The following is a 23,496-nucleotide window of genomic DNA, read 5'->3' as shown; positions in this document are numbered from 1 at the left end:
TTCGGTGCGAGCGTGGACGTTCGCGCGAAAGGGCATAGCTGGTTCGGCATTTCGGCAGCTGAGTGGCGGTGCCGCAGCTGAGGCCAGGGCTGGGATGGGCGCGTATTCTGGACGTCGAGGTGGTCCGGGTGTGCCCGCGGGGATGTGGGTGGGGTCACCGAATGCTTCGCCGGTGCCGGTCCCGGGGAAGGTGCGGCACCGGCGAAGGTTCGTGGGGGATCGCACTTACGACTGCAGTTGCTCCACCACCCAGGCCGCGGTCTCGGGGCTCGAGCGCAGGGTCGAGTGATCGACCGCGGGTGCGGCCGGGAATCGATCCTCGTACACGACGTTCACCACCCCCGGCTCCTCGATCAGCGAACAGGCCACTGCCGGGGTGGCGATGTGGTCCTTGCGAGTGGCCATGATCGAATACCGCACACCGGGCTGGGTGACCTTGCCGTCGAAGACCGCCCGATACACCTCGGACGTGGGGGACATCTGCATGGCGGGCGCCATGCCGGGGAACATGATCGCCAACGCGGACACCAGATATGGCGCGACCTCGGCCGCCTGGACCGGAGTCATCGGCGGGTTCGTGATCCCGTACTGGGCGAGCAGACCAGCGCCGTCGCAACCGCGTGACTCGGGCGCGAGCAATACCGTGTCGCGGACCGAGGACGCGCCGTGGAGCACCTTGAGGTAGTACTGGACAACGAAGGTGCCCGCCGAATGCGCGACGATGTCGACCGTGTCGGCGCCGGTGGCTCTCCGGACCTTCGTGACGAAATCTGCGACCTGCCACGCCTCGCTGGGCACATCACCGGCCCAGCGCTGCCCCTTGATGATGCCGCCCTGGAACACGAAGGCGCAGCCGCCGTCCGCGCGCAATGCCGTGAGCATCGGATTCCATTGCGCCGCAGTCTGATCGGTGGTCCCATCAGCGCCCGGGAGAACGATCACCGGATGTGGTCGACGCGGGCCGGGCATGCAGTTCACCACCGGCTCGATCACGGTGCCCGCCGGAATGGCCGAGGTATCGGTCCGGACCGGCGACTCGATACCGGGTGACGCCGATGGGCCGATCGGCGCCGCGACGGCCGGTGTGGCCACGACCGCCGCCACCCCCGCCAGCACGATGCCGATCAGCGCGATTCGAGCGCGCAACAACGTTGTCCTCATCTGCGGCACAGCCTTTCGATACGGTCCGAACCATCCCGGCCCGGTATGACCGGCGCATCGCGCCGCCGACCGGACCCCGTGGCGGGACGGGCCCCCTGATACCCGTACATCGGGCCGACCCCCCGAAACTGTCCCTATCGCACCAGCGTCATCCGCCCATGTCAACGGGTATACGGCGTGGTGACGCAAACGCGCCGCTGGAAGGGGTGCGTTCGGCGTCGCCGAGTCCGCGCGGATCGCGGTTGCGGGGGTGGTGACGGTTCGGCCGCGCGGTGGCCCGATTCGAGCGGGAAATATCCGCGAGGCAATGCCGTATGGTTGCTGAACATTTATGAAAACGTAATTCTTCAGCCGGCTTACAACTCTGTGAGTTGTGTCTGCAATGAAGCGAACGAAACATGGTCGGCGACTTGTTGTCGTGTCACCCCGGCCGGTCATACGTGCATTCGGGCGTATCACCCGTCCGGGAGCATTACTCTTTCGCCTTCGGCAAACCAGCCGATTGGTGCGAAACGAGGGCTGTATCTCGAACGTAACCCAAGGTGCGAGCAGGTTTTGTTAATGTCGGCATACGCTGTTGATCCAGAGTTGAAGGTTGGCGTCAATTCGATTCGAAGTCGTTCGGAAGAGTGTCTCGGAAATGCGTTTCGAGGTTGTCGTACGAAGGGGTGCGCTGTAATGAGCCAGAGCTGGAACCGGCGGCGGAACGTCGCGGAGATCCTGGTGGAACAACAGTCAGGAGATGTGCTGGTGTTTAACGACAGTGGATCCGCCGAACCGAGTGCGGCGGGGTATTACCTGGATCGTGACGGAGATGTGTGGGAGAAGGAGGCGCAGGGCTGGCGGTTGATCCTGCAGCGCGGCGTCGCGGTGGATCCGGTGTCGCTGTGGGATTGGGTGGAGGGGCATGTGCGCGACTATGCGCCGTTCATGCCCGTCGCAATGAACTGATCATTCGACCGGAAGCATTGCCGCGCCGGATGTTATCGTCAGGGTGACGATTACAATCTCGGTCATGGCCAATGCTTTTCGTCTCAATGCAGCGGTCGCCGTCGATCTCGTCGTGCTCACGCTCGGCGCTCGGAACGCGCCCAACGACACCCTGTGTGCCCTGCTCGTGCAGCGTTTGTACGCACCGTATCGAGGCAGGTGGGCGTTGCCGGGCGGATTCGTGCAGACCGACGAGAGCTTGTCGGCGGCGGCCGTGCGGCTGCTGCGGGAGGAGACCGGCATCCGCGCGGACCGGATGCATCTCGAGCAGCTCGCCACCTACGGCGAACCGAGCCGCGATCCGCGCGGCAGGGTCATCAGCACCTCCTATCTGGCGCTGGTGCCGAATCTGCCCGCGCCCACCGCGGGCGGGGATGCCACCGCCGCAGCGATCTGGTCCGCCGAGCAGATTCTGGCCGATCCCGGGCGGCTGGCCTTCGATCATCATCGGATCCTGGCCGACGGGGTCGAGCGCGCCCGGGCCAAATTCGAATACACCCCGCTGGCCACCGCGTTCTGCGGCCGCGAGTTCACCGTGGCCGAACTGCGGCGGGTGTACGAGGTGGTGTGGGGGACCGAGATCGATCCGCGCAATTTCCATCGCAAGGTGACCAGCACCGCCGGATTCGTGGAGGCGACCGGACGGACCAGCACCCGCGACGGAGGCCGTCCCGCCCAGCTGTACCGGGCCGGTCCGGCCGTGGCGCTGCGTCCGCCGATGATGCGCCCGCAGGCCGCCTGACCACCCGCTCGACCCGGGCAGCGGCATCACCGTCGACGAACCGCCCACCGCGATGTGGGTGCGGCGTTCACTCGCCGGTGCGTCGGTTCGGCGTCGTACACCGCGGCGGTCGCGGTGATCGCCGGACTGGCCGGCCCGGTGGCCTGTGCGGTCGAGACGGTGGCGTTGCCGCACAGTGGCGGGAGCCCGTACAGCGGACCGGTGCGGTTGCGCGGCAACGGTTCCGGGTGCGACGTTGCGGACAGGTGTCGGTGTGGCATCTGGTCTGTGCGAGGCGGGGCGTTCGCCGGTTACCGGTGGTACACCAGGGGGTATGAGCGAGGTTGTGGCCGACGCGCGGGAGATTCGCGGATGGTCGGCGGAATACTGGGGATATCTGATGTGGGGTCTGGCGGCAGCGGCGATCGCCGGGCCGGAGCTCGCTTCGGTGTTCGGAGTGGGGGATTGGCCGACGATCTCCGCCACGATCGGACATCTCGAGGCGGCGCATTCCTGGGTGCGCCTGGTGGTGGTGTTCGTGATCTGCGTCCTCGGGTATTACGCTGTGCCGCAGTTGCTTACGCATCCGTCCCGGCCGCGGGTCGTGGCGGGGCACCAGACCACGGCCAACGGCCGGGCCACCCGTGACGCGGAGGCCGTGCGATCCGCCGGCATGGGCTGGTATCTGGTGGTGGCCATCGCCGGACTCGTGCTCGGGCTCGCTGTCGCGCCCGGCGCCCGGCAGATGCATCCGGGCAGCTACGTCGGCGCGTACGTGCTCTACGGACTCATCGCGGTGCTGTGGGTGGTCGTGCCCAGTGTGCTGGCGATGTTCTTCGCGCGAGAAGTGCCGTTCCCCACGCTGTTTCGCACCATCGGCTACCTGGAGCGTCGCGCTCACCCGATCGCCGCGATCATCCTCGCCCTGCTGGTGATCCTGTTGCTGCACCTGGCGTTCTATCCTTGGCCGCGCTTCGGAGCCTGAAGTCGCACAGGGGAATCGGCGCGCAGTGCAGCGTACGTCCGAAGTCAGTGCGGTTCGCCGAACAGAGTCACCTCGAGCAGGCTGATGACGCGGTCCCGGGGACAGATTCGATCGCCCTCCCCGAAGACCCGGCCCAGGTCGACCACGAGGCTGAAGGCGGCCTGGACCAGGATGCGGGCTTGGGCCTGGGAAAGTTCCGGACGAACCTGGACCAGCAGCGTCACCCATTCGGCCACGATCAGCCGCTGGACGTTGCGCAGCATGGTGCGCTCCTCGGCCGGAATGTGGCCGAATTCCGCGTAATAGACGAAAGTCAGCTCGCGCTCGGCGAAACAGCCCGCGACGTACAGATCGATCAGCTTCGACAAGGCCTCGGCCGGGCTGTTCGACGAGGCGGTCGCTGGTCCGATCGCGCCCGCCATCCGATCGGCGGCCCGCCGGAACGCGGCGGCCAGCAGATCGCTCTTACTGCGGTAGTAGCGGTATACCGCCGAGGCCGCCGACAGTTCCGCGGCCGTCGCGATGTCCTCGACGCTGACGTTCGGATAACCGCGCTCGTGGAACAGCTCCACCGCCTTCTTCAGCAGCAGTTCGTGTTTGAACGATTGCGGGATCTCCACCGCACGGGGTGTGCGCGGATCCACTTGGGGTTCGGGCAGATCCGCGCGGACCACCGCCCACGCAGCTGAATTCAGCACGGCTGTCAGTGGTTTCACCGGGAGCGCGGCGTGATGGTCACCGATGCTGCTGATCACGCTGAACAAGGTCACCGAGCGCACCAGGCTGTCCCGGCTACCCAGCTCCGGGCGCAGATCGTCGATCAATCTGCGCACCACTGCGATCGATGTGCGGAACTGCTCGTCGAGGGTTTCGCGGTCGGTGTCGTCCAGATAGCGCCGCTCCCAGCGAGTCAGTGCGACCGTCGGGCGATTGGCGATGGTGTCGGCGATCATCGCGTCGATCACGTGACCGAGCCGCTGTTCCGGGGTCCAGTCCGCCGCCTCGTCGGGCAGCGTGACCGTCGCGACGGTGGCCGCGCCCAGCCGCAGCAGTTCCTCGCGGAACAGCGCGTATTTGCTCGGATAGTGCCGGTACAGGGCCGCGGAGGAGATGCCGAGGCGGGAGGCGATGTCCTCCATGCTCACGCCGTGATAGCCGAGAGAGCCGAAGGCGGCCGCCGAGGTCGCCGCGATCTGCGCCCGGCGATTCTTGGGGCGGCGGCGAATCACCCGTTCGGGTTTTCCGGTCTTCGATACCTCTGCTGAGTGCGCGGTACCGCGCTGACCTCGGCTCACAGTGCTGGCCTGTCTTTCGGTGACGGCGCGCGCACCCCGGATTTCGGTGTGCGCACGCGGCTGGCGGGTTGCCGTCGCGGTGGGTTCACCGCCGTGGCACTCCCGGAGTGTTCATGATCGCTATGGTAGCCAGCAGGCGATATGTCGCCGACCTGTGCTACCGGCGCGGTTGCCGTACCGTGCTAGGAGCCCGGTGGCGTCGCCAGCGGGGAGTCGACCTTGTTCACCAGCCAGCGATCGCCGTCCTTTTCCAGGCGCATCGAGATGGAGAGCTGTCCGGGTTCGGGTTTGCCCTGCGTGCCGAGGCTGCTGATGGACTGCCCGACCACCACGATGGCCTGCGCGGAGGTGGCGTCGCCGGAGATGATCGCGCACTGGACGTCGCTCACCGTGGTCGTCACCTCGCCTTTGACCAGCACGTCGCGCAGGTCCTTACTGGTGGAGTCGAATTGTCTGTGCCAGTCCCCGGTCGCACCAGCGAGTACCGCGTGGAAGTACGCGTCCAGATGTTTCGAGTCGTAGGTGGCCAGTACCGGCCCGTACTTGCAGGCGGTGTCGCGAGCCTGTTCCCGCGCGGACAGCGTCGACTTGTCGTGCTGGTCCTGAAGGTAGAAGTACCCACTCGACGCGACCGCCGCGATGAGCAGGATCGCGGCGGCACAGGACACCGCGACCCGCCCTGTCCGGCCGAGCCGCCGGCGGCGCGACCGCCGGGTACGACCTGCGGCCACCTCGGTCGAACCCGGCTCGTCGGCGCCGGATTCCGCTCCGGCCGGTGCGTCGACAGCCGCGGCGCCGGATTCGTCCGCGCCGGTGCCGTCCTCAGCGGATTCCGCTGTGATTCGGCCGGTTTCGAGCGCGGTTCGCCGGTCGGGAGCTCCCGCCCCATCCTCGGTCTCGGTGACAGCGGATTCGGTGTGCCTCGCGATCGCCTCGCTGGCAGCGGAATCGCCTGCGGCACTGCTGGTTCCGCGCTCTCGACAACCGTCCGAGCCGGTGTCGGTTGCCGCATTCCGAGCGGCGTCGGCGCGGATGGATTCGGCGGTAGCGCTGCCGGTTGATTCGGTGCTGGTGTTGGACGTTTCGGCTGTGCCGTCGGCGTGGGCAGTCGCGGGTCCGTGGGAGTCGGTCACCCTGTCGCTCATGGAGATTCGGCTCCTCAGTTGCCGGAGATGGGGCGGGACAGTTCGTTGCCGGTGACGCCCGGAGGCGGGCCGGAGCCGTTGTCGGGCACGTTGGGCCGCGGAGCGTCGGCCGAGCCGCGTACCTGAAGTGCAGGGTTGTCGGTCACGCAGTAGTTGTAGAGGCGGACGCGGGTGTCGGCGATATTCGTCGGCGCGACCGGAATCGTCTTGTAGTCGCAGCTCGGGCGCGGCCAGGGATCGACGAGGGTGTGATAGCTGCCGTCGTGGGCAGGTACGCCCAGGGCCTGGATGCCTTGGCGCAGCGCGGGAAACAGCGCTTCGATAGCGGGCTGCCGCAGTTTGGCCGCCTTGGTGATGGCGACGAAGTTGATCACCAGATCGGTCATCGGATCCTGGTTCTGCGTGACGACCCCACCGAGGGTGGCCAGATCCCCAGGACCCTGGTCCAGCAGTTCGCGAATCTCCCCGTCGGCCGCGCGGGCCTGCTGGAACAGCGCGGTGCCGCGTGCGGTGAGGGTGCCCAGATCCGGTTGCGCGTGCTGGGTGGTATCGGCGATGACCTCGAGGTTCTCGATCAGCTGACGAGTCTGCGGCAGCAGATTGCTCAGCCCGGCCATGGCCGTACTGATCCCGGCGATCATATTGCGCATCATGTCCGGACCGCCGGCCAGCGCCTTGTCCAGCTCGTTGATCACGACATCCAGCCGGTCCGGATTCAATCCGCTGATCAGCCCGCTCATATCGGTGAGCACGTTCTGGATCGGGACGGGCACGCTGGTGCGGGCGCGCTCGACGGTCGAACCGTCGGTCAGATAGGGGCCGGTGTCGGCGTCCGGGCGGAAGTCCAGGTACTGCTCACCGGCGGCGGACAACCGGCCCACGTGCACGGTGCCGCCGATCGGGATCTTCGTGCCCGCATCGATGGCCGCGACCGCGGTGATCCCGTCGCCCGAGACGCGCACATCGCTCACCTTCCCGACGCGGGTGCCGCGGAAAGTGACGTCGTCGCCGGGCAGCAGCCCGCCGGAGTTCGCCAAATCCACGGTTACCTGGAACGTGCGCGCAAACGGGTTGAACCGCAGCACTTCCCGGCCCAGATAGCCCGATCCGAGCAACAACACCAGGACCAGTCCGAGATTGGCCAGGGCGACGCGTTTGCGCACCAGCCATTGCCACAGCGGCGGATTCATCGCGCACCGCCCTGCACGGGCACACCCGGAATCGGCGACGGGAGCGTGGGATTCGTTGTGCTCGACGATGTTCCGGGAACGGGCTGCGGGGGACTGGTGATCCGTCCGAACACCTTCGCCAGCACCTGCGCGAGGCTGCCGATGAACGCGGGCACATCACCGACCTCGGGCCACCGGCTGCCCTTCGGATCGGTCAGCGCGCCGACGCTCAGATAGGAAACCGTCGCCGCGACCGCCAGTACCGGCCCGCGCATACTCGCCATCAGCGAGGGATACAGCGTGTGCAATTCCGCGAGCGACTGGGTGAAATTGTCGCCCATCTGGGTGAATCCGGACATCAGCTTCTGAATGCTGTCGAACAGGCTCAGGAATTGCGGTCCGGTGGTGTTGGTGAAATCGCCCATCGCGTCCATCGTGGTGGCCACCTTGGTGGTCAGGTCCACGATGCGCTGGTCGTTCTCGTCGAACAGTCCGAGCAGTTTCGGGAACGCATCGGCAGCCGCACCGAGTTCGGCCTTGTGCCTTGCCAGTTCGCCGGCGAGCGAATTCATTCCGGCGAGCGCGCCGTCGATATCGCCGGTGCGCTTGTTCAGATCGGTGATCACCGTGGTCAGCTCGGACAGCAGATGTGCCAGTTCCGGTGCGCGTCCGCCGAACATGGAGTTCATCTCGGAGGTGATCTGCGCGGCCTGATTGATGCCGCCGCCGTTGACCAGCATGGCGATCGACATCATCAGCTGCTCCACCGAGGCCGCGGTGCCGGTCCGATCCAGGCCGATCGTCGCGCCCGGTTTCAGCTCGGGGCCGGCCTGTTGTGCGGTGGGCAGCGTCATCGCGACGAACATGTCCCCCAGCGGGGTGGCCTGTCGCAGTTCGGCCGTGGTGCCCGAGGGGAGGCGGATGTCGTCGCGGATGCGCATCTGCACGTCGGCGATGAAATTCGTGGTCGTGATCTTGGTGACGATGCCGATATCACTGCCGCCGATCCGGACGTGCGCGTGATCGGGCAGGTTGAGCGCGTCCTGGAAGGCGGCGTGCAGGGTATAGCCGGGACCGCCGATGCCGGGTTTGGGCATCGGCAGGTTCTGCACCGTGACCGCGCAGCTCGACGCGCCGAACAGTGCGGCGGCCGTCACCAGCGCGGCCGCGGTGCGGACTCGCATGTGTCGCATCATTTTCTCGTGATCCCCAGCAGTGCGGCGGTGAGCCCGAAATCCGGGCCGAAATCTTCGATCTTTCCGGTGCGGCAGCCGTCCAGGCGCATCTGCACGCGTTCACAGAACGTCGCGAGCGCCTCGCCGTCGAGCAGTGATTTGTCCAGCAGGCCGTGTAGGCGCAGCGCCTGATGTTCGGTACTGGTCGCATTGGCCAGGTTCTGAAACATCAATGGGCCGACGTCCACGACCTCGGTGAGATTGCGCGCGTTGGCGCGCATCTGGTTGCTGATGGCCACGAACCGGTTCAGCGCACCGGCCAGTTGGTCCTTGTTCTGCCCCACCACGGCCGAGGTGTTGGTGACGAACGCGTCGAGCTGGGCGAGCACGGCCTGCAGACCGGGCGCCTGGCGTCCGAGCAGATCCACGAGTTCGGTGAGCTTGCCGCTGAAATCCCTTACGGTCGAATCATTCTGGGCAATCACCTGGGTGATGTCGTTCAGTTTGACGATGGTCTCGGAGATCTGGTCCTTGTTCGCCAGGGTGGTCCGGAAGGCCGAGGAAAGCTCGTCGAGGGTCTGATGGAGCTTGTCCCCGTTGCCGTTCAGCAGCGGGTACAGGACCCGGCTCGCCATCGGCCCGGTCTGGTTGTCGCCTTTCAACGCGGTGCCGATCTGGTCGAACGTCTGCAGGATGCGATCGAGCTCGACCGGAGCCCTGGTGCGCGGCAACGGGATATGAGCGTCGTCGGCCATCACCGGACCGGAACCCGAATAGGCGGGCGATAATTCGATGTGCCGGTTGGTGATCAATTGCGGATTCACCAGCGCGGCCATGGCATCGGCGGGTATCTGGACGCCCGGATCGATACCCATCGTCACCTGGACGTAACTACCCTCGGCTTCGATCGAGTCGACCTTGCCGACCGGGACGCCCAGTACGTCGACCTCGTTACCGGCGTAAAGCCCGGCGACGTTCTCGAAATCGGCGCTGATGTGCCGGTGCGGGCCCAGATACCGGCCCGGCATCGAGATCGGGCTGGCCGGCAGCAGCGAGCATCCCGAGGCCAGTCCGGTCAACGCGCAGACGGTGACGAGTTGGACCAGTGCGCGAATTCTCATCACTTGCACCCCTGTACGGCGTGGGCGAAACACAGCCAGTTGTCCGGGAACAGCCACGGGGCGTACACATCTCCGTACGGGCCGTTACCGAGCACATTGTCGAACTGACGCAGGGTGACCGGCATGATCTCGTACAGCCGGTCCAGGTTGTCCTTGTTCTTCTGCAGGCCCTCGGACATGGTGTTCAGATCGCGAATCGTCTGGCCGAGTTGGGAATTGTTCTCCAGGCCCATGTCCTGGAACAGCTTCGACAGGGCCGCGACATTGTCCAGCAACCGCTTCAGCAGGGCCTGGCGTTTTTGCACGGCCGCACCGATCGCCTCGCCGCGGGTGAGCAGCATCAGCACGCTGTTCTGGTTGTCCGAGGCCAGTTTCGAGACCGAGGCCATCCCCTTCAACAACGAATCGACCTCGCCCTTGCGGTCGTCGATCACCTTGGCCAGCTCGCCGATGCTGTTGAGCGCCTGCACCGCCAGCTGCGGAGAATCGCCCATCTGCTTGTCCAGGGCGTCCAGCGCGGTGCGCATCTGCTGCGGGTCGATCTGCTCGATGCGATCGAAGGACTGCTGGTACCGCGGATCCCGGATGACCTTGCTCAGGTTGTACGGGACGCTGGTGTTGCTCAAGTGAATCGTGTTGTCCGGCAGTCCGTTTCCGTTGCCCGGTGTGAGATCCACGTGCAGGCGGCCCAGGATGGTCTCCAGTTTGATCGCCGCCTCGGCGTCGGGGCCCAGCCGCAGGTCGCGACGCACCCGCAGGTCCGCGACGACCTCGGTCCCGGCGAGCCGGACCGCACGCACCGAACCCACCTCGATACCCGAGACGTCCACGGTCGCGCCCGCGCGCAGACCGGCGGCCTGCTCGAATTCGGCGTGAATCGTCTTGTCTCCCAGCTTGGCCTGGGTCAACGCACTGGAACCCACCAGCAGCACCACCACGACGGCCGCGGCGAGCAGACCCAGCCGCAGGAATTTGTTGCCGAGAAATCCGGGCAGTGGCACCGGCCGCAGCCGCACCGCCCGTAGCCGTGCCATCATCGGCACACCTCCGAATGTGAATTGCCGCCGACCTGGGAGAACAGCCCCGGCGGGAGCAGCACACCCCACAGCGAGACGTCCAGGGTGCACAGATAGGCGTTGCCGTATGCGCCGTTGCCGGAGAACTGCGCCACCCGGTTGAGGAAGTTCGGCAGTTCGACCGCCGCGGTGTCCAGTGCCGCGCCGTTGGTCAGCAGCAGTGCGATACCGCTGGTGGCCTTGTTCTGCGCCGCGGCCACACCGGGCTTGACCTGCGAGATGAGACCGACCAGCGAATCGGTGGACGCGGCCACCCGATCGACCGAACTCTTCAACGCCGAGCCCTGCGCGTACAGGCCGTCCATCAGCGAACGCGTCTGGGCTATCAGCGTTTCCAGGTCACCGCTGCGATGCGCCAGGCCGGTGACGACCGAGCTGAGATTGGTCACCACGTCGCCGAGGATCTTGTCGCGCTGACCGAAGGTGGTGGCCAACTGCGCGGCCTGGGTGATCAGCTCGCTCATCGATACGTCGTTACCCTGCAAGGCCTGAATCAGCGTCTTGGACAACGAGTTCACCTGATCGGGCTGAAGTACCGAGAACAACGGCTCGAATCCGGACAGCAGCGCGGAGACGTCGAAGGATGGTTCGGTGCGCTGGATCGGGATCTGCCCGCCCGGCGGCAGCAGCGTACCGGGATCCCGGCCGGGCATGAGCGCGATGTACCGCTGGCCGATGAGATTCTGATAACGCACCAGGGCCTTGGTGGTATTCGTCGGATGCTGATCGGATTCGATCCGGAAATCCACCTTGGCCCGGTAGTCGTCGCCGAAATCGATCTTGTCGACCCGGCCCACCCGGACCCCGGCCATCCGGATGTCGTCGCCGGCCCGCAGGCCGAGCACATCGGAGAAGATCGCTGAATAGCTCTGCGTCGCACCGGAAACCGAACGTTGCAGGGTCGAGTACATGGTGTATGTGAGCAGCACCGCGACGACCGCGAACAGGCCGAACCCGGTTGCCGCCTTACCCGATCTCATTGCGCCGCACCGCCTTCGCTCACCGTCAGATGCCCACCCGAGAGCACCGGGCCGAGTAGCAGCACCTGCGCCATATTCGGTTTGCCGCCGACCACCGCGTCGACTGCGGCCATGCCGCGCAGCGATGTGGGATGTACTGCGCCGGAGTCGGTTCGGTCGCGTTCCGCCGCCGGGGCGGTGATACCGGGAATCCGGGGGACGCCGGGGAGCTGCGACAGTCCGGGCAGCAGCTGCTGCGCCGTACCCGAGGCGGACGCGGCGAGCCGGTGTCGGCAGCGGTTTCGGTCCGGCCGCATCGAGCCATTGCGGCCGCATCGAGGCCGGATACTGTTGCGGCGGTGCGGCGGCCGGAACGCTGGGCCCGCCGCAGCGCGGTCCCCGCAGGCTGCCGTAGTGCGGGCAGTCCTTGGCCGTGTACTGCTGGAACGGGGTGAAGGTGACGTCCATCGTCCACACCATCTGTTTCTGTGGGCCGTAATGGAATGCGGTCTGCAGCCGCCGCAGCGCGGTATTGAGATTCGCTGCGGTGAACGGGATGGCCTGCGGGTCCTCGGCGAGGCTGCCGAACAAGCCGTCCAATCCCGAGACGAGGTATTTGCCGGAGTTGGGATTGCGGGCGAACAAGGCATTCACCGAATCGACCGCGCCGGACGCGTTCGTCAGCAGCGCAACGAGATTCGATCGTTTCTCGGTGAGAGTCCGCGCGGTGGTGACCGACTGCGCCAGCACGCCCACCAGATCCGGCGCGGATCGGCTCAGCGCCTGCGAGGCCCGGCCCAGGTTGCCGAGCAGATCGCCGATGTGCGGAATGTCGTGCACCTGGGTGAGCCAGATGTCCAGGCGTTCGACCGTCGAACCGGGTACGCGGGAGGAGGAGTCCAGCGCCGCGGACAACGTCGCCAGCACCCGGCCCAGCTTCTCGGGCTGAATCTTGTCCAGCACGTTGCGCAGGGTGTCCAGGGTGGTCTGCAGGGCGATCGTGGGTGTGCCGGTGTCCTCGGCGATGGTCATCCCGCTGTGCAGAGTGGCCGTGTCCGGGCCGTTGTCGACCAGTTCGATCGCGGTCACGCCGAAGATGTTGCTGGGGACCGCGCGTGCGGTCACGTTGGCCGGAATCGTCTGGGCCACAGCGGGTTTCAAGTCGATACGAGCACGCTGACGGACACCCGCGGCCACCACGTCCACCGAATCGACCGTGCCGACCAGCATGCCGCGGAATTTCACGTCGGCATGGGCGGGCAGCCCGTCTCCGGTGCTGGTGAGTATCGCGGTGACCGGTACCTTCTCGGTGAAATGGCCGGTGTAGCGCAACATCAGCAGATACAGCAGTCCGGCCAGAGCCAGGATCATCGCGATGCCCGCCAGGCCGAGCTGACGGGCCGTGGCGCCCCTGCCGCTGGGATCGAGAATCATGCTGTGCCCTTTCCGGCATGAACGGGGCGCTGCGTGGTTACGCTCCGCTGCCTCCTCCGCGCCTGACCGTTCATGCTGTGCTCTTTCCGGCATGAACGGGGCGCTGCGTGGTTACGCTCCGCTGCCTCCTCCGCGCCTGACCGTTCATGCCGGGCCCCCCTATCCCGAGATCCGGAAGCCGGGGTCGATACCCCAGATCGACAGGGTCAGAAACAGATCCGCGAACACCGTCACGACGATCACCATCTTGATCGCGCGCCCGGCCGCGGTGCCCACGCCCTCCGGGCCGCCGGTTGCCACGAAGCCGTAGTAGCACTGGATGAACGTGGCCAGCAGTGTGAACAGCACCACCTTCAGCAGCGAGTAGAACAGGTCGTGCCCGATCAGGAACTGGTAGAAGTAGTGGTCGTAGGTGCCCGCGGTGGTGCCGCCCAGGAACAGCACGGTGAGCTTGGTGGCCAGGTAGGCCGCGGCCAGGCCGATGCTGTAGAGCGGGACGATGGTCACCGTCGCGGCGATCATGCGCGTGCTCACCAGGTACGGAAGCGGCCGGATGGCAATGGATTCCAGCGCGTCGATCTCCTCGGAGATGCGCATCGAGCCCAGCTGCGCGGTGAATCGGCAGCCGGACTGGATCGCGAAGGCCAGGGTGGCCAGGATCGGCGCGAGTTCGCGGGTCGTGGCGAATCCGGAGATCGCGCCTGTCAGCGGGCTCATGGTGAGCAGATTCAGCGCCGTGAACGACTCCATCCCCACGATGATCCCGCCGAACGCGCACAGGATGAACACCACGCCGACGGTGCCGCCGCCGACGATCAACGAGCCGTTGCCCCACCCCACGTCGGCGGTCAGTCGCGCGACCTCGCGGCGATAATGTCTGAGCGCGAACGGAATCCCGGCCAATGCCCGGAAGAACGTGATCGCCTGATGGCCGAGCCGCTGGTTCGCCTGGACCGGCGCCATCGCGACCGTGCCGACCGCCCGTAGTGGCCGCACCGCCGGCGGAGTGTAGCTGCTGGCCATCTCAGACCACCTTCGACGGGAGCAGCGTGTTGTCGAGCTGGGTGAGGATGATGTTGGTGGCGAACAACATCAGCGCCGAACTCACGACCGCGGAGTTGACCGCGTTGGCCACCCCGCCGGGGCCGCCGTGGGCATGTAATCCGATGTCGCAGGCGATGATCGCGGTCAGCACCCCGAAGATCGCGGCCTTGGTCAGCGCGACGAGCAGATCGTCGGCCACGGCGAACGAGGCGAACGAGCCGATGAACGAGCCCGGCGTACCGGATTGCGCGTAGACGTTGAACATGTACGCGGTGGCGAAGCCGACGAAGACCACGAAACCGCACAGCAGCATGCTCACCAGCACCGCCGCGGCCATGCGGGGCGCGACCAGCCGCCTGACCGGATCCACACCCATCACCATCATCGCGTCGATCTCCTCGCGGATGGTGCGCGAACCCAGATCGGCGCAGATGGCCGAACCCACCGCGCCCGCGATCATCAACGCGGACACCAGCGGAGCGCCCTGGCGGATGATGCCCAGACCCGCGACCGCGCCGATGAACGTGGTCGCACCGACCTGGTTGACCAGCGCCCCGACCTGAATGGAGACCACCACCGCGATCGGAATGGCGACGAAAACCGTTGGCGCGGCGGACACATTGGCCATGAACGCGCACTGCTTGATGAACTCCCGGTACGGGAAGCGCCGCTGCACCAGCGAGAGCACCAGCTGGATGAACGCGTCGCGGCCCAGCATCACCTGGCGGCCCAGGGTTTCCAGAGACTGCTGCGGATGGCCGCGCCACAGCCCGCGCACCGATTCGGTGATCCGCGCCAGCTCGCCCTCCGCGGGTGGGTAGGGGCGCTGCGAGGGCGGCAGCGACTGTTCGGGAACCGGGGTCCGGGTCACGGGTGCCGATCCTTTCTCCATGGCCGATCGGCTCGGTACGACTTAGTTCAGGGTTGTCAGATAGTGGTCCAGCAGGACCAGACCCGCGCCGATCGCCGCGATCACGGCCGCGAAGCCGAGCAGCACGATGAGCCAGAGTGCCGGGCGCACAACGGGATTGACCTTCGTTCGGCCGCCGAGAATCCTGATCGCGATCACCAGGAGGTCGATGAGCCACACCAGCGCGAGCATTACGTCATGCACACGTTCGAGAAGGTGAGCACGGGCCAGCACACGATGGATCCGAGGAACGAGACCACGACGTCGATCCCGTGCATGTTCCGCAGCTGGGCGGTGTGGGTGAGGCTCCAGATCACCCCGATGATCCCGTACGGGATGCCGATCAGGATCAGCGTGCCCAGGAACTCCGAGACCCGCATCTCGTAGCTCAGGAGCCGGTCGAGCCGTTTCAACATGGTGGTGTCCGTCCTTTCGGATGCGAAGCGGCCGGTGCGGAAAGCGACTGCCCGCGGCTGCGTATGTTACGTACAATTCCACTCATAATGGAAGGGTTTGTACGAGATTGCGTCGACTTGGCCACAGGTCTATCGGTATATGACTCGCTGGAGGATCTGCATGAGTTGACTAAGTTATCAAAGATTCTTGGTATAAATCTGGCCGATTCGATTCCGTTCGGGGTGTGCTCGCCGTTATGCTCGGCGACTGTGCCGGTAGTTTCGAGCGCAGCATCGGCAGCTGCGAGAAGGGCGGGGCGGCGATGACCGCAGCACGGGCGTTCGAGCCCTCCGACGTCGAACCGTTGACCGTCGAGCAGACCCGGATCCACATTCCGGACGGGCATCGACTGGATTCCAAACGTCCACCGCGACTCGGTGATGCACTGGACTTCTGGCAATTCGCCGGTGCCGCGGCCAATGTCGCGATGCAGATGTCGCGCCCGGGAGTGGGCCACGGCGTCGCGGACAGCAAGGTCGAATCCGGTGCGCTGATGGTCCGGCCGTGGAAACGCTTGCGTACCACCGCTTCCTACCTCGCGGTCGCGGTCCTGGGGTCCGAGGAGGAGAAGGCCGCGTTCCGCGAGGCGGTGAACGTCGCGCACCGGCAGGTCAAGTCCGAGCCCGGCGCGGCGGTGAAGTACAACGCGTTCGACCGGCATCTGCAGCTGTGGGTGGCGGCGTGTCTGTACATCGGATTCGAGGATTCGTATCAGCTGCTGCACGGCAGGATGAGCCCCGAGGAGGCCGAGGCGTTCTATCGGACTTCCTCGCCGCTCGGCACGACCTTGCAGGTGCCGCCGGACATGTGGCCGCCCACGCGCGCCGAATTCGATGTGTACTGGAACGAGGCGTGCCGATCGGCGGTGCTGGACGAAAAGGTGCGCGCCTACGTCGAGGACCTGCTGAATCTGCGGATGATCCACTGGTACCTGCGGGTGTTCTTCGGCGGTCTGCTGCGGTTTCTGACCGCGGGATTCCTCGGGCCCTACTTCCGTGAGCAGATGGGTGTGCGCTGGCGTCCGATCGATCAGCGGCGGTTCGAGAACCTGTTCGTATTCGTGGGATTCGTCAACCGGTTCATCCCTCGATTCGTCCGGTTCGCACCGACCTATGTGCTGATGTACGACGTGCGCAGGCGCATGCGCAAGCATCGCGCTATGATCTGAAAATCCAGCTGTCACAATCTGTTACGTGATCATGCGGGTCGCGGACCGGTCTCGAAAGCGCATCGATTCGACTCGGTGCCCTGGCTCGGCGGGGGTGACGCATCGTAGGCTGCGCTGCGAATCTTCCACCCCTGATGAACGGAGTCCTGATCGATGCGCACGGTGAAGCTGGAGCGCACCATCCGGGCACCCCTCGCCGATGTATTCGAATGGCTCACCGATGCCACGAATTTCCAGCGCGTGCCGATCATCCGGCGGGTGACGCTGGTGCGTCCCGGCGATCTGGTCGAGCACGGCGTCGGCGCGGTGCGGTTGCTGGTGACGCCGCTGGTCCGGGTCACCGAAGAGATCGTCGAATACGAACCGCCGCGCTTGATCCGCTACAAACTGCTCAGCTCCTACCCGCCGATGCGGGTCCAGGACGGTTGCCTGGAGTTCAAGGAGACCGAGGGCGGCGCCTGGATTCGCTGGACGGCCCATTTCGAGGTCGCGGCCCCGCTTTTCGCCGACCTGTGGACCGCGAGTATGGCTCCGATGGTCGTCGGTGGAATCCGCAGTGTGCTCGTCACCGCCGAGAAGGAACTGCGCCGGCACTGAGGTGCCGAATGAGCGGAAGAATTGCGCTGTGTGCGCGTCCCGGGGTCGTATTGTTGACGGACCGGTGATTCGGCAGGTCGTGCGTGTTCCGCGGTGCGCGGAGCGACGAGCGGTCGTGGGTGCGCCAGGCGGGGTTGCCGGGGTGAAACGCGGGTCGGCGAACGTGCGATGGATTGCCGGTGCAGGAAGGTGAGGAGCGATGCGGCCGCAGTGGGTGCCTGACGAGAGTGATGTCGCGAAGGCGCGGATCACCGATTTCACGCGGTTCGTGACCAGCCGCACGGGAACCGAATTCGCGGATTACTACGCGCTGTGGGAGTGGTCGGTCCGCGATCTGCCCGGTTTCTGGGGTGCGCTGTGGGAGTATTTCGGTTTGGGCCCGGCGCCGGAGCAGGTACTTGTCGATCCGGAAATGCCCGGGGCACAGTGGTTTCCGAAGACACGGGTGAACTACGTCGATCAGGTCGTGCGGCAGGCGCGCACCGATCGACCGGCGATCGTATCGGCCACCGAGGGCGGCCCGCTCACAGCGGTGTCCTGGCATGAATTACTCGGTCGGACAGCGGCATTCGCGCGCACACTGCGCGAACACGGTGTCGCGCCCGGCGATCGGGTGATCGGCTATCTGCCCGATATCGCCGAGACGGTGATCGCTTTCCTGGCCACGGCATCGATCGGCGCGGTGTGGAGCGCGTGCGGGCAGGACTACTCGGCCAAGGCCGCGCTGGATCGGCTCGGGCAGCTCGAACCGGTGGTGCTCGTGACCGCCGACGGCTATCGGTACGGTGGCAAGGTCCACGACAAGCGCGAGGATATCGCCGCGCTGCGGGCGGGCCTGCCGGGGCTGCGGGCGACGGTCGTGGTTTCCCGCGTGGGCGGTGAGGTGCCCGATTCGCTGGACTGGGCGCGGGTCAGCGCGCCCGGCGAGGGCGAGATCGTGACCGAGGCAGTGGAATTCGACCATCCGCTGTGGATCCTGTTCTCCTCGGGCACCACCGGCCTGCCCAAGGGGATCGTGCACGGCCACGGCGGCGTACTGGTCGAACATCTGAAAGCCACTGCGCTGCAATCGGATATCGGCCCGGATGACGTGTTCTTCTGGTTCACCAGCCCATCCTGGATGATGTGGAACTTCCAGGTCGCCGGGTTGCTGGTGGGCGCGACCATCGTCTGTTACGACGGCAGTCCCGCCTATCCGACGCCGGATGCACTGTGGGACATCGCCGCTCGCACGCATACCACCGTGCTGGGCACCAGTCCCGGTTACGTGCTCGCCTGCATCAAGGCGGGGGTGCGGCCGAGGCGCGACCACGATCTGACGGCGTTGCGCACGGTCGGGATCACCGGCGCCTCGCTACCGGAATCCTCCTCGCTGTGGCTCGGGGAGAACGTCGGCGATCATGTGCAGGTGTCCTCGATCAGCGGCGGGACCGATGTGGTCTCGGCATTCATCGGCGGTGCGCCGAACGTTCCGGTGTGGCCCGGCGAGCTGTCGGTGCCATTCCTGGGGGTGGCGGTGGACGCCTGGGACGAGTCCGGCAAGCCGGTGCGCGGCGAGGTCGGTGAGCTGGTGATCACCGCGCCGATGCCATCGATGCCTATTCGGTTCTGGCGCGATGCGGATGGAACACGTTATCGCGCAGCCTATTTCGAGATGTACCCCGGAGTCTGGCGGCACGGCGACTGGATCACCGTCACCGACCGCCGCAGTGTCGTGGTGCACGGCCGGTCGGATTCGACGTTGAATCGGCACGGTATCCGGATGGGCTCGGCCGATATCTATCAGGCCGTGGAGTCGTTGCCGGAGGTCGCCGAGGCCCTGGTGATCGGCGCCGAACAACCCGACGGCGGTTACTGGATGCCGCTGTTCGTGGTACTGGCCCCCGGCGCCGAACTCACCGACGAACTCCGTGACCGGATCAGATCCGTGATCCGCACCGACGTCTCCCCGCGCCACGTGCCGGACGACATCATCCTCGCCCCCGGCGTTCCGCACACCCGCACCGGCAAGAAACTCGAGGTGCCGATCAAGAAGTTGTTCCAGGGTGCGCAGGCCGATCGTGTCGTGGAACGCACCGCCGTCGACAACCCCGCACTGCTGGATTGGTACTCGGCGGTCCGGATGCCGGGCGCCTCCGAATAGTGGTTGTCGCCCGCCGACCTTGCGTGCAGCGCAGTCGGGGGCGGGCCGTGTCGGCTCATCGGGATGCCAGGCCCGGGCGCGTGCTCGACCGCGGATCTCGACCCGGTCCGCACGGATTCGTGGGCGTGGTCGCGCGGTCGAGTGGCGGGGCGCGGACTCGGCTGTCGGGCAGTTGGCTCTGCGATATGTTCGATCATCGATCGTTTGTCACGCAACGAGTTCGGCGTTCTCGGCGGTGAGTTGTCCATCGACCATGCGGTATACGGCATCCATCCGGTGCAGGTGGGCGCGGTCGTGGGTGACCAGGAGGGTGGCAGCGGCGTGGTCGCGGACGATGCGCAGGATGAGGTCCATGACGGCGGCGCCGCGCTCGGAGTCCAGGGCGCTGGTGGGTTCGTCGATGACGAGCAGGGCCGGGTCGTTCATCAGTGCGCGGGCGATATCGATGCGCTGGCGTTGGCCGCCGGACAGTTGGGCCGGGCGCTTGTGTTCGTGGCCCGACAGACCCACGGCGTTGAGCAGATCCTCTGCTCTGGAACGTATTTCGTTGCGCTTCCGGTATGCGACGATGCGTCGGTCGCCGAGATGGGCGGTCACCTCGAGCTGTTCGGCCGCGGTGAGGGCAGGGATGAGGTTCGGTTGCTGGAATACGATACCGATCCGCCGGCGTCGCAGGGTCGCTGCCTCGCGGCGGTTCAGTTTTGTCAGATCGACTGTGCTGCCTCCTGTTTCGATGATGATGCGGCCGGAGTCCGGGCGCAGGAGGGTGGATGTCACCGCCAGCAGGCTGGACTTGCCCGATCCGGACGGCCCGGTGATGGCGGCGATCCGGCCGCCGTCCACTCGCAGATTCACCGAATCCAGGGCAGTGATACGTTCGCTGCCGTCGGGATAGGTGAGGGTGACGTTGTCGACGGTCAGTGTGGTCATCGAGAACTCCTGTGCTTCAGCGTGTCCGGTCGAGGGCGGTGAGCGGGTCGGCGGTGGCCACGAAGCGCAGGGCGACAGCCGCACCGAGCAGGCCCAGCGCGATGAGCGCCGCGCCCGGCGCCAGAGTCGTTGCGGCGCTGAGGACGAACGGCATCGCCGTGTCGAGCGCTGTCCCGGCGGCCGAGGTGATGGCCAGGCCGATGCCGACGCCGGTCAGCAATACGATCAATGCCTGGCCGAGGGCGTCGGCGACGAGGGAGCCGGTGGTCGCGCCCAGGGCCTTCAATATCGCGATATCGGGGCTTCGCTGAATCGTCCACACCGTGAAGAAGGCCCCGATGACCAGCGCGGATATCGCGTACAGCAGGATCGTCATCAGGGTGAGCGAGCTGTGCTCCGCCCGGTAGGAACCGATCGCCCGCAAGGAGTCCGAGGCGCTGGTCGTGACGGTGTGCGCGGCGGCGTTCACCGCGCTCGCATCGGGCACGCCCGAGGTGACCAGAATTGTCGCGGCGCCGCCGTGGGGAGTGAGGGCTCGCCAGTCGGGGAGCGTCGTCCAGACGACCGGGGTGTGCGCATACCAGTCGTCATCGCCGACCGCGGCCACGACGAAAGTCGCATTCCCGAGCATGATGTGGTCGCCGGCCGTCGCGGACAGATTCCGGGCCGCGGGCGCGCTCAGCACAACCGAACCAGTAGAGGTTGCCGATCGGTTGCCGAATGTGGCGCCCTCGCTGCCGAACAGCGCTACCTGCACGGGCGGGCCACCGTCCCGGGTGGCCCGGGCGCGGCTGATGCCGACGGGATCGGCGGGTGCGGCCTGCCGCCAGGCGCGTACCTGATCCGCGGTCAGCGCGGAGGAGTCGAAGGACGGTGCGGTCCCGGTGTCCGCGAAGACGACGGTATCGCCGGATATCTTGCGCAGGGCGGAGACGTTCTGGTGGGCGAGGCCGGAGGTGAGCCCGCTCAGGAAGCTGACGAGGATGGCGACCAGGACCACGACCAGCGTGATGAGCGCGAACCGGCCGCGCGCGGCCCGCAGATCTCTCAGTGCGACGAACATGCTTTCACCGTGCCCGGATGCACGGCTCGGTACATCGGCGGTGCGATCGAATCCGCGACCGGCCGAGGATGGGTGTCCGATTCCATCTTTCGATGGATGCCGTCGATGTAACCCCGCATAAGCTGGCAGGGTGCACCGCTCTCCGCTCACTCCCGTCTTCGCCGCGCTGCAGGCTGCCCTGCATGTGCTGATGGTGGCGTTGACGGTCTATGTGATGGTGCGTGCGCTGGTTCCGGGCGGGCAGCACCGGATCGCGGTGCTGGTGCTGGCGGTGCTGTTCCTGCTCATCTATTTCGGCGGTGCGGTGCTGCGCTCGCGGCCCGTAGCGGCGCGGGTGTGGCTCGGGGCGCTGACGGTGTTGTGGCTGGGGCTGGTGGCGTTGGCGCCGGAGGCGATCTATCTCGTCTTCGGGTTGTTCTTCTTGTATCTGCATCTGCTGCCGCGGTTCTGGGGGTTGATCGCGGTACTGGCCGCGACCGTCGTCTCGGTCGTCGGCTTCGCCTTGCACGAGGGGTGGACCGCGGGCGGGGTGATCGGGCCGGTACTGGGCGCGGCCGTCGCGCTCGCGATCGGATTCGGGTATCGGGCGTTGTACCGCGAGGCCGCGGATCGTCAGCGGCTCATCGACGAATTGCTGGCCACCCGCGCCACACTCGCCGAACGCGAGCGCACCGCCGGAAAACTGGCCGAACGCCAGCGGCTGGCCCAGGAGATTCACGACACGGTGGCACAGGGGTTGTCCAGCATTCAGATGCTCCTGCACGCGGCCGAGGGGGTCGCGCCGGATCATCCCGCGCTGCAGAAGATTCGGCTTGCGCGCGAGACCGCCGCGGACAATCTCGCCGAAACCCGGCAGTTGATCGGCGATCTCACTCCGGCGGCTCTGGAGGGGCAGTCCCTGGCGGATGCGCTCGAGCGAATCGCCCAGCGGGCCAGTGCGCCCGGGCTCGACGCGCACGTCCTGGTCGAGGGCGAGCCGGAGCGATTGCCCATGCCCGTCGAGGCGGCGCTGGTGCGGGTCGCGCAGGGCGCGGTATCCAATGTGGTGCGTCATGCCCGCGCGCAACGGATGCGGATCACGCTCACCTACGGTGAGGACGGTGTGCACCTGGACGTGGTCGATGACGGAATCGGTATCGCCCCGGAGGTTTTCGCGCAGGGGACGTTCGGTCTGAACGCGATGCGCAGCCGCGTCGAACAGCAGGGCGGCAGTATGGATGTGGAGTCCGAATCCGGGCACACCGCGGTCACCGTCTCATTTCCCTCCTCGGCGGCATGATGAATTCCGTTGGCGCAGGGCCGATCCGGTTGCTGCTCGCCGACGATCACGCGATCGTCCGGGCCGGGCTGCGCGCTCTGCTCGATGCGGCGCGGGACGTCGAGGTGGCCGGGGAGGCGGCGACCGCCGAGGAGGCCGTATCCGCTTGTGCCGCAATGCCTGTCGATCTGGTGCTGATGGATCTGCGGTTCGGGCCCGGGAAATCCGGTGTGGACGCCACGCTGGCGCTGCGCGCGCTGCCCGATCCGCCGAATGTTCTGGTGGTCACCAACTACGACACCGACGCCGACATCCTCGGGGCCATCGAGGCCGGTGCCTGCGGATACATTCTCAAGGACACCCCGCCGGGGGATCTGCTGGCCGCGGTGCGCGCGGCGGCGGCGGGGGAGAGCGTGCTGTCGCCGTCGGTGGCCTCGCGGCTGATGACCCGTGTGCGCAAACCGGATACGACGCTGAGCCCCAGGGAGATCGAGGTGTTGCGGTTGGTCGCGGAGGGCCATTCCAACCGGGAGATCGGCCGCAGCCTGTTCCTGAGCGAGACCACCGTGAAATCCCATCTGGTGCACATCTATGCCAAGCTCGGGGTGAAGTCCCGCACCTCGGCGGTGGCGCGCGCCCGTGAGCGCGGCGCGATCTGAGCGCGTCTCGCGCGGTTGCCGCGCACGGTCGGCACCC

At 66.6% G+C, this 23,496-nt stretch carries 23 protein-coding genes and 1 pseudogene; 8 read left to right on the top strand and 16 right to left on the bottom strand.

The genetic code is table 11. The annotated features are described in order from the left end of the window. Positions 1-225: 225 nt before the first annotated feature. Positions 226-1,161, bottom strand: a complete 936-nt coding sequence (locus NV1_RS06440) for an esterase/lipase family protein (protein WP_169813294.1) — start codon at positions 1,159-1,161, stop codon at positions 226-228. A 678-nt stretch (positions 1,162-1,839) separates the two neighbouring features. Between NV1_RS06440 and NV1_RS06435 the strand changes: the two genes are divergently transcribed. Next, the gene (locus NV1_RS06435) at positions 1,840-2,112 is read left to right on the top strand and encodes a hypothetical protein (RefSeq protein ID WP_067886416.1); all 273 of its coding nucleotides are present in this window, start codon (positions 1,840-1,842) and stop codon (positions 2,110-2,112) included. Positions 2,113-2,176: 64 nt separating this feature from the next. After that, positions 2,177-2,893, top strand: a complete 717-nt coding sequence (locus NV1_RS06430; protein ID WP_067886761.1) for an NUDIX hydrolase — start codon at positions 2,177-2,179, stop codon at positions 2,891-2,893. Positions 2,894-2,919: 26 nt separating this feature from the next. Here the strand turns inward: NV1_RS06430 and NV1_RS06425 are convergent, their stop codons facing one another. Continuing rightward, a complete protein-coding gene (locus NV1_RS06425; protein WP_067886414.1) occupies positions 2,920-3,153 on the bottom strand; it encodes a hypothetical protein in 234 nt (77 codons plus the stop codon). A gap of 53 nt (positions 3,154-3,206) precedes the next feature. On the opposite strand from NV1_RS06425, the gene NV1_RS06420 reads away from it, so the two are divergent. Continuing rightward, positions 3,207-3,857 carry a hypothetical protein gene (locus NV1_RS06420; protein ID WP_067886412.1) on the top strand — a complete coding sequence of 217 codons (651 nt, stop codon included), beginning with the start codon at positions 3,207-3,209 and terminating at the stop codon, positions 3,855-3,857. Between the two features lie 44 nt (positions 3,858-3,901). Here the strand turns inward: NV1_RS06420 and NV1_RS06415 are convergent, their stop codons facing one another. From NV1_RS06415 to NV1_RS06360, 12 genes and pseudogenes are all read right to left on the bottom strand, one after another. Next, positions 3,902-5,152 (bottom strand): TetR/AcrR family transcriptional regulator, encoded by a 1,251-nt coding sequence (locus NV1_RS06415; RefSeq protein WP_067886410.1) that lies wholly within the window; start codon positions 5,150-5,152, stop codon positions 3,902-3,904. 182 nt (positions 5,153-5,334) lie between these two features. Then, a complete protein-coding gene (locus NV1_RS43300) occupies positions 5,335-6,297 on the bottom strand; it encodes an Rv1363c family protein (RefSeq protein WP_157116605.1) in 963 nt (320 codons plus the stop codon). A 14-nt stretch (positions 6,298-6,311) separates the two neighbouring features. Continuing rightward, on the bottom strand, positions 6,312-7,487 hold the full coding sequence (locus tag NV1_RS06405; RefSeq protein ID WP_067886408.1) for an MlaD family protein: 1,176 nt from the start codon (positions 7,485-7,487) through the stop codon (positions 6,312-6,314). Next, positions 7,484-8,650: an MCE family protein gene (locus NV1_RS06400; protein ID WP_084525161.1), complete on the bottom strand. Its 1,167-nt coding sequence runs from the start codon at positions 8,648-8,650 to the stop codon at positions 7,484-7,486. Before NV1_RS06400 ends, NV1_RS06405 begins: the two co-directional genes overlap by 4 nt. Before the next feature lie 8 nt (positions 8,651-8,658). Continuing rightward, the gene (locus NV1_RS06395) at positions 8,659-9,762 is read right to left on the bottom strand and encodes an MCE family protein (RefSeq protein WP_067886405.1); all 1,104 of its coding nucleotides are present in this window, start codon (positions 9,760-9,762) and stop codon (positions 8,659-8,661) included. Continuing rightward, positions 9,762-10,796, bottom strand: coding sequence for an MCE family protein (locus tag NV1_RS06390; protein ID WP_067886403.1), 1,035 nt, complete (start codon positions 10,794-10,796; stop codon positions 9,762-9,764). Before NV1_RS06390 ends, NV1_RS06395 begins: the two co-directional genes overlap by 1 nt. Then, entirely contained in the window at positions 10,796-11,818 is a 1,023-nt protein-coding gene (locus NV1_RS06385; protein WP_067886401.1) for an MlaD family protein, read from the bottom strand. The genes NV1_RS06390 and NV1_RS06385 overlap by 1 nt, the downstream gene beginning before the upstream one ends. A 432-nt stretch (positions 11,819-12,250) precedes the next feature. After that, positions 12,251-13,132 (bottom strand): annotated as a pseudogene (locus tag NV1_RS46580) (MlaD family protein); the annotation flags it as partial. 258 nt (positions 13,133-13,390) lie between these two features. Beyond that, a complete protein-coding gene (locus NV1_RS06375; protein WP_067886399.1) occupies positions 13,391-14,254 on the bottom strand; it encodes an ABC transporter permease in 864 nt (287 codons plus the stop codon). Between the two features lies 1 nt (position 14,255). Further along, positions 14,256-15,146, bottom strand: coding sequence for an MlaE family ABC transporter permease (locus NV1_RS06370; RefSeq protein WP_373864584.1), 891 nt, complete (start codon positions 15,144-15,146; stop codon positions 14,256-14,258). 42 nt (positions 15,147-15,188) lie between these two features. Beyond that, positions 15,189-15,389: a hypothetical protein gene (locus NV1_RS06365; protein ID WP_245713580.1), complete on the bottom strand. Its 201-nt coding sequence runs from the start codon at positions 15,387-15,389 to the stop codon at positions 15,189-15,191. Then, positions 15,377-15,601 (bottom strand): hypothetical protein, encoded by a 225-nt coding sequence (locus NV1_RS06360; RefSeq protein ID WP_067886396.1) that lies wholly within the window; start codon positions 15,599-15,601, stop codon positions 15,377-15,379. The genes NV1_RS06365 and NV1_RS06360 overlap by 13 nt, the downstream gene beginning before the upstream one ends. A gap of 302 nt (positions 15,602-15,903) precedes the next feature. Between NV1_RS06360 and NV1_RS06355 the strand changes: the two genes are divergently transcribed. The 3 genes from NV1_RS06355 to NV1_RS06345 all read left to right on the top strand — a co-directional run bounded on the left by NV1_RS06355 (position 15,904) and on the right by NV1_RS06345 (position 19,549). Next, positions 15,904-16,809: an oxygenase MpaB family protein gene (locus NV1_RS06355; RefSeq protein ID WP_067886752.1), complete on the top strand. Its 906-nt coding sequence runs from the start codon at positions 15,904-15,906 to the stop codon at positions 16,807-16,809. A 153-nt stretch (positions 16,810-16,962) separates the two neighbouring features. Next, entirely contained in the window at positions 16,963-17,406 is a 444-nt protein-coding gene (locus tag NV1_RS06350) for an SRPBCC family protein (protein WP_067886395.1), read from the top strand. A gap of 199 nt (positions 17,407-17,605) precedes the next feature. After that, complete coding sequence (locus NV1_RS06345; RefSeq protein ID WP_067886394.1) at positions 17,606-19,549, top strand: acetoacetate--CoA ligase; 1,944 nt, start codon at positions 17,606-17,608, stop codon at positions 19,547-19,549. A gap of 207 nt (positions 19,550-19,756) precedes the next feature. On the opposite strand, the gene NV1_RS06340 is transcribed toward NV1_RS06345, so the two are convergent. Together NV1_RS06340 and NV1_RS06335 are read right to left on the bottom strand one after the other, a co-directional pair. Continuing rightward, entirely contained in the window at positions 19,757-20,479 is a 723-nt protein-coding gene (locus NV1_RS06340; RefSeq protein WP_067886393.1) for an ABC transporter ATP-binding protein, read from the bottom strand. Between the two features lie 16 nt (positions 20,480-20,495). Next, positions 20,496-21,542, bottom strand: coding sequence for an ABC transporter permease (locus NV1_RS06335; protein WP_067886392.1), 1,047 nt, complete (start codon positions 21,540-21,542; stop codon positions 20,496-20,498). Positions 21,543-21,672: 130 nt separating this feature from the next. Here NV1_RS06335 and NV1_RS06330 point away from each other — a divergent pair, with 130 nt between their 5' ends. Together NV1_RS06330 and NV1_RS06325 are read left to right on the top strand one after the other, a co-directional pair. Continuing rightward, positions 21,673-22,821 carry a sensor histidine kinase gene (locus tag NV1_RS06330; protein ID WP_067886391.1) on the top strand — a complete coding sequence of 383 codons (1,149 nt, stop codon included), beginning with the start codon at positions 21,673-21,675 and terminating at the stop codon, positions 22,819-22,821. Further along, positions 22,821-23,459 carry a LuxR C-terminal-related transcriptional regulator gene (locus tag NV1_RS06325; protein ID WP_067886390.1) on the top strand — a complete coding sequence of 213 codons (639 nt, stop codon included), beginning with the start codon at positions 22,821-22,823 and terminating at the stop codon, positions 23,457-23,459. Before NV1_RS06330 ends, NV1_RS06325 begins: the two co-directional genes overlap by 1 nt. Positions 23,460-23,496: the final 37 nt, after the last annotated feature.

This window comes from Nocardia vaccinii NBRC 15922 (assembly GCF_001613305.1).
Taxonomy (GTDB): domain Bacteria; phylum Actinomycetota; class Actinomycetes; order Mycobacteriales; family Mycobacteriaceae; genus Nocardia; species Nocardia vaccinii.
Note: the sequence above shows the minus strand (reverse complement) of the source record. Positions and strands in the feature narration are given on the sequence as shown.

Excerpts from the sequence above, each read along its gene's own strand:
- NV1_RS06440 (WP_169813294.1), bottom strand. The coding sequence starts at position 1,161 with ATGAGGACAACGTTGTTGCGCGCTCGAATCGCGCTGATCGGCATCGTG.
- NV1_RS06435 (WP_067886416.1), top strand. The coding sequence starts at position 1,840 with ATGAGCCAGAGCTGGAACCGGCGGCGGAACGTCGCGGAGATCCTGGTG.
- NV1_RS06430 (WP_067886761.1), top strand. The coding sequence starts at position 2,177 with ATGGCCAATGCTTTTCGTCTCAATGCAGCGGTCGCCGTCGATCTCGTC.
- NV1_RS06425 (WP_067886414.1), bottom strand. The coding sequence starts at position 3,153 with ATGCCACACCGACACCTGTCCGCAACGTCGCACCCGGAACCGTTGCCG.
- NV1_RS06420 (WP_067886412.1), top strand. The coding sequence starts at position 3,207 with ATGAGCGAGGTTGTGGCCGACGCGCGGGAGATTCGCGGATGGTCGGCG.
- NV1_RS43300 (WP_157116605.1), bottom strand. The coding sequence starts at position 6,297 with ATGAGCGACAGGGTGACCGACTCCCACGGACCCGCGACTGCCCACGCC.
- NV1_RS06405 (WP_067886408.1), bottom strand. The coding sequence starts at position 7,487 with ATGAATCCGCCGCTGTGGCAATGGCTGGTGCGCAAACGCGTCGCCCTG.
- NV1_RS06400 (WP_084525161.1), bottom strand. The coding sequence starts at position 8,650 with ATGCGAGTCCGCACCGCGGCCGCGCTGGTGACGGCCGCCGCACTGTTC.
- NV1_RS06395 (WP_067886405.1), bottom strand. The coding sequence starts at position 9,762 with ATGAGAATTCGCGCACTGGTCCAACTCGTCACCGTCTGCGCGTTGACC.
- NV1_RS06390 (WP_067886403.1), bottom strand. The coding sequence starts at position 10,796 with ATGGCACGGCTACGGGCGGTGCGGCTGCGGCCGGTGCCACTGCCCGGA.
- NV1_RS06385 (WP_067886401.1), bottom strand. The coding sequence starts at position 11,818 with ATGAGATCGGGTAAGGCGGCAACCGGGTTCGGCCTGTTCGCGGTCGTC.
- NV1_RS06375 (WP_067886399.1), bottom strand. The coding sequence starts at position 14,254 with ATGGCCAGCAGCTACACTCCGCCGGCGGTGCGGCCACTACGGGCGGTC.
- NV1_RS06360 (WP_067886396.1), bottom strand. The coding sequence starts at position 15,601 with ATGTTGAAACGGCTCGACCGGCTCCTGAGCTACGAGATGCGGGTCTCG.
- NV1_RS06355 (WP_067886752.1), top strand. The coding sequence starts at position 15,904 with ATGACCGCAGCACGGGCGTTCGAGCCCTCCGACGTCGAACCGTTGACC.
- NV1_RS06350 (WP_067886395.1), top strand. The coding sequence starts at position 16,963 with ATGCGCACGGTGAAGCTGGAGCGCACCATCCGGGCACCCCTCGCCGAT.
- NV1_RS06345 (WP_067886394.1), top strand. The coding sequence starts at position 17,606 with ATGCGGCCGCAGTGGGTGCCTGACGAGAGTGATGTCGCGAAGGCGCGG.
- NV1_RS06340 (WP_067886393.1), bottom strand. The coding sequence starts at position 20,479 with ATGACCACACTGACCGTCGACAACGTCACCCTCACCTATCCCGACGGC.
- NV1_RS06335 (WP_067886392.1), bottom strand. The coding sequence starts at position 21,542 with ATGTTCGTCGCACTGAGAGATCTGCGGGCCGCGCGCGGCCGGTTCGCG.
- NV1_RS06325 (WP_067886390.1), top strand. The coding sequence starts at position 22,821 with ATGAATTCCGTTGGCGCAGGGCCGATCCGGTTGCTGCTCGCCGACGAT.